We start from the raw sequence: 4,509 nt of genomic DNA, 5'->3' as shown, positions 1-4,509 counted from the left end.
GGGGGAAGTGCGCGGGGTTCGGTCCGACCGGGGGGTTCGGCCGGGCCCCGCGTCCGCCCGTACCCGGCCCGTCAACGGGGGCCGGGCGCCCCCGTGTCGACGGCGGTGGCGTTCGCGGCCCGGAGGATGCGTCGCAGAGCCTCGTCACGACCGCACGGCCGCGCTCCCAGGCGCTCCTGCCCGCGCACGATGTCCGCCTCGGCCCGCCACAGGGCCCAGCCGCGCCGCAGCAGGAAGAGCAGCGGTTTGCGGCTCTGCCGCACGTCGCGCAGCAGGCGGCGGCGGAAGGTGGTCGAGGGACGGTTCCGCAGGCACAGCGCGTCGGCGAGGATGCCCTCCCGCGCGCAGACGGCCACGAGTTCGGCCGCGAAGATGCCCTCGGCGATCACGCACCTCGCCCCGTCCGGGACGAATTCCCGCTCGCCGGTGCGGGCGCTGAGCCCGATGTCGTAGACCGGTGACCGGGTCCGCCCCCGGGCGCACAGCTCGAGCAGCGCCGCGGCGGCGGCCCGCGCGTCCCAGGAATCGGGATGGTCCCAGTCCACGGCCCCGCCGGGCAGGCGGGGGAGGGCCGGGTCGTCGCCGTCGCGGTAGAAGTCGTCGAGCCGCAGCACCGGCAGGCCGCTCTCGGCGGCGAGTCGGGACTTGCCGGCGCCGGAGGGACCGGTGAGCAACACCACCCGCGTGACGGCCGCGGGCCGCTCGTCGACCGGCTCCGACGGGGGCGCCGGGAACGCCGGTGAGGGCTCGACGGCCGGACCGGGAACGGGGATCGGCGCGGGAACGGTGGAGGCGACGGGCCCGGGCGGCCCCGGTGCGAGCTCGGTCACGGAACACCATTGTCCCGTACGGGGCGGCGGTGTTCATCCCCGGGACGGGTGCCGTTCACCACGTTCCCCCGGGGTTCCGGGGGCCCTCGGGACCGGCGGATCCCCGAGCCCGGCGGGCGCCCGGGAGGCGGGGTGTCGGGATCCCGACACCCCGCCCCCCGGGCGGGCGATCACACACCCATCGGGTGCCAGACCGTCTTGATCTCCAGGAACGGCGTCATCCGGCTCGTGCCCGGATCGCCCTCCCCGACCACGTCGGCGGGTGGGGCGACGGTCCCGTCGGCGGAACGGACCGGCCGCACCACGCGCTTGAGGTTCTCCGCGGCCTCCCGCTCCAGCTCCGTCGCCAGGTCGGTGTCGGCGATGCCGGTCAGGTCGATCGCGTTCACGTCCCGGTGCGCGGCCAGCGGGGGACCCAACTCCCCGGCCCGGCCGGAGAGAACGTTGACCACACCCCCCGGCACGTCCGAGGTGGCCAGCACCTCCGCCAGTGAGAGGGCGGGCAGCGGCGTCCGCTCGTCGGCCACCAGCACCGCCGTGTTACCGCTCACGATCACCGGCGCCAGCACCGAGACCGCGCCCAGCAGGGAGGAGCCGGCCGGCGCGAACACCGCCACCACCCCCGTCGGTTCGGGCACCGAGAGGTTGAAGTACGGGCCGGCGACCGGGTTGGCGTTGCCCACCACCTGGGCCAGCTTGTCCGCCCACCCGGCGTACCACACCCAACGGTCGACGGCCGTCTCCACCTGCTCGACGGCCCGGCGGTGGGACAGCCCCTCGGCCCGGGCCACCTCGGAGGCGAACTGCTCCCGCCGCCCCTCCAACATCTCGGCCACCCGGTACAGCACCTGGCCCCGGTTGTAGGCGGTCGCCCCGGACCAGCCCGGGAACGCCTTGCGCGCGGCGACCACCGCGTCCCGCGCGTCCTTGCGGGAGGACAGCGGCGGATTGGCCAGCCAGGTCCCGTCCGGATCCGTCACCCGGTACACCCGTCCGCTCTCGGAGCGCGGGAACTTCCCGCCCACGAAGAGCTTGTATGTCTTGAGTACGGCGGGGCGGCCGCCGTGCTCATCCGTCAGGACCTCGGCGGCCTTGGCGGTCCCCGCGTCCTTCGCGGACCTCCCGCGCTTCTCGGCCTTGGATCCGGCCTTGGACTCAGCCTTGGACATCGAGGTACGCCTCCAGACCGTGCCGACCGCCCTCGCGGCCGTATCCCGACTCCCGGTAGCCGCCGAACGGCGAGGTGGGGTCGAACTTGTTGAACGTGTTGGCCCACACCACGCCGGCGCGCAGCCGTCCGGCGATCTCCAGGATCCGCGAGCCCTTCTCGGTCCAGATGCCGGCGGACAGGCCGTAGGTGGTGTTGTTGGCCTTGGCCACCGCCTCGTCCGCCGTGCGGAAGGTGAGCACCGACAGCACCGGCCCGAAGATCTCCTCCCGGGCGATCCGGTGGGTCTGGCTCACGCCCGTGAAGACGGTCGGCGGGAACCACCAACCCTTCTCGGGCAGTTCGCACGGCGGCGACCAGCGCCGCGCGCCCTCCGCCTCGCCTGCCTCGGCCAGCTCCGTGATGCGGGCCAGCTGCTCGGGGGAGTTGATGGCACCGATGTCGGTGTTCTTGTCCAGGGGATCGCCCACCCGGAGCGTGGCGACCCGGGCCCGGAGCGCCTCCATCACCTCGTCGTGGATCGACTCCTGGACCAACAGCCGGCTCCCGGCACAGCACACCTGGCCCTGGTTGAACCAGATGCCGCCGACGATCCCCTCCACCGCCTGGTCGATCGGGGCGTCGTCGAAGACGATGTTCGCGCCCTTGCCGCCCAGTTCGAGGGTGAGTCGCTTGTCGGTGCCGGCGACCGTCCGGGCGATCTCCCGACCCACGGCGGTCGATCCTGTGAAGGCCACCTTGTTCACGTCGGGGTGCGAGACCAGCGCCGCGCCGGTGGTGCCGTCACCGGTGACGATGTTGACCACGCCGGCGGGCAGCCCGGCCTGTTGGCAGATCTCGGCGAAGAACAACGCCCCCAGCGGGGTGGTCTCGGCCGGTTTGAGCACCACCGTGTTGCCCGCCGCCAGCGCGGGCGCCACCTTCCAGGCCAGCATCAGCAGCGGGAAGTTCCACGGGATCACCTGTGCGGCCACGCCCAGCGGGCGCGGGTTCGGGCCGAAACCGGCGTGCGCCAGTTTGTCGGCCCATCCCGCGTAGTAGAAGAAGTGGGCCGCCACCAGGGGCAGGTCCACGTCGCGGGTCTCCCGGATCGGCTTGCCGTTGTCCAGGGTCTCCAACACGGCCAGCTCGCGGGAGCGCTCCTGGATCAGGCGCGCGATCCGGAACAGGTACGCCGCGCGCCGGGAGCCGGGCAGCTCCGACCAGGCGGGGAAGGCCGCCCGGGCCGCCCGCACCGCCTGCGCCACGTCCTCGGCACCGCCGTGCGAGACCTCGCACAGCACCTCCTCGGAGGCGGGCGAGAGGGACTTCAGGGTGCGGCCGTCGGCGGCCTCGCGGAACCGGCCGTCGATGAACAGCCCCTGCGAGGAGGGGATCTCCACCACGGAGCGGGACTCGGGGGCGGGGGCGTACCCGAACGGCGCGTCCGGCGCCCCGGCGTCGGCCCGGTCCACCGCCCCGTCCGGGGCGTGCTGCTTCTTCTTCGCTGTCATCGCGGGTCAGTCCACCGTCACGTCGTCGGAGCCGGAGTAGCGTCCGGTGCGCAGTTTGCGGCGCTGCATCAACAGGTCGTTGAGCAGGCTCGAGGCGCCGAAGCGGAACCACCGGGGGGTCAGGTGGCCGGGGCCGGCGGTCTCGTTGACCATCACCAGGTAGCCGATGGCGTCCTTGGTGGTCCGGATGCCGCCGGCGGGCTTCACGCCGACCGTGCCGCCTCCGGCCGCGCGGAAGTCCCGGACCGCCTGCAGCATCAACAGGGTGTTGGCGGGGGTGGCGTTGACCGCGACCTTCCCGGTGGAGGTCTTGATGAAGTCGGCGCCGGCCAGCATCGCCAGCCAGGAGGCGCGGCGGATGGCGTCGTAGCCGCCCAGCTCGCCGTTCTCCAGGATCACCTTCAGGTGGGCGTCCGGGCCGTCCGGGCGGGCACACGCCTCCTTCACGGCGCGGATGTCCTCGAAGACCTTCAGGTACCGGCCGGAGAGGAAGGCGCCCCGGTCGATCACCATGTCGATCTCGTCGGCCCCGGCGGCCACCGCCTCCCGGGTGTCCGCCAGGCGGACCGACAGCGGCGCGCGACCGGCGGGGAAGGCGGTGGCCACGGAGGCGACCGCCACCCCGGACCCGGCCACCGCGGCCCGGGCCTCCTCCACGAGGTCGGGATAGACGCACACCGCCGCCACCCGGGGCACGGAGGGGTCGGAGGGGTCGGGGCGCAGGGCCTTGGCGCACAGCGAGCGCACCCGGCCGGGCGTGTCCGCGCCCTCGAGGGTGGTGAGGTCGATCATGGAGATCGCCAGGTCGATGGCGTACGCCTTGGCGGAGGTCTTGATCGAACGGGTGCGCAGGGCGGCGGCGCGGGCCTCCAGGCCGACGGCGTCGACGCCGGGCAGTCCGTGCAGGAAACGGCGCAGAGCGGTGTCGGAGCCGGTGGCGTCGGCGAGCGCGGCCGCGCCGGTCACCGGAAGCCGCGCGGGCCCCGACACGGAGGCCGCCGGGGGCGAGGCGGTGGGC

4 protein-coding genes are annotated in these 4,509 nt (G+C 74.1%); all 4 read right to left on the bottom strand.

Annotated features, from left to right (window positions below; translation table 11 throughout):
* Positions 1-71 precede the first annotated feature (71 nt).
* Entirely contained in the window at positions 72-830 is a 759-nt protein-coding gene (locus tag FNQ90_RS13650; RefSeq protein ID WP_407699361.1) for an ATP-binding protein, read from the bottom strand.
* A gap of 170 nt (positions 831-1,000) precedes the next feature.
* Positions 1,001-1,999: an aldehyde dehydrogenase family protein gene (locus FNQ90_RS13645; protein ID WP_182606630.1), complete on the bottom strand. Its 999-nt coding sequence runs from the start codon at positions 1,997-1,999 to the stop codon at positions 1,001-1,003.
* Positions 1,986-3,491 (bottom strand): aldehyde dehydrogenase family protein, encoded by a 1,506-nt coding sequence (locus FNQ90_RS13640; protein WP_182606629.1) that lies wholly within the window; start codon positions 3,489-3,491, stop codon positions 1,986-1,988. Before FNQ90_RS13640 ends, FNQ90_RS13645 begins: the two co-directional genes overlap by 14 nt.
* A 6-nt stretch (positions 3,492-3,497) precedes the next feature.
* Positions 3,498-4,457: a deoxyribose-phosphate aldolase gene (gene deoC / locus FNQ90_RS13635; RefSeq protein WP_323379944.1), complete on the bottom strand. Its 960-nt coding sequence runs from the start codon at positions 4,455-4,457 to the stop codon at positions 3,498-3,500.
* Positions 4,458-4,509 lie beyond the last annotated feature (52 nt).

Origin of the sequence: Streptomyces alkaliphilus, assembly GCF_014141535.1 — a bacterium.
GTDB classification, from domain to species: domain Bacteria; phylum Actinomycetota; class Actinomycetes; order Streptomycetales; family Streptomycetaceae; genus Streptomyces; species Streptomyces alkaliphilus.
Note: the sequence above shows the minus strand (reverse complement) of the source record. Positions and strands in the feature narration are given on the sequence as shown.

Coding starts and splice junctions, on each gene's coding strand:
- FNQ90_RS13645 (WP_182606630.1), bottom strand. CDS start 1,999: ATGTCCAAGGCTGAGTCCAAGGCCGGATCCAAGGCCGAGAAGCGCGGG.
- FNQ90_RS13640 (WP_182606629.1), bottom strand. CDS start 3,491: ATGACAGCGAAGAAGAAGCAGCACGCCCCGGACGGGGCGGTGGACCGG.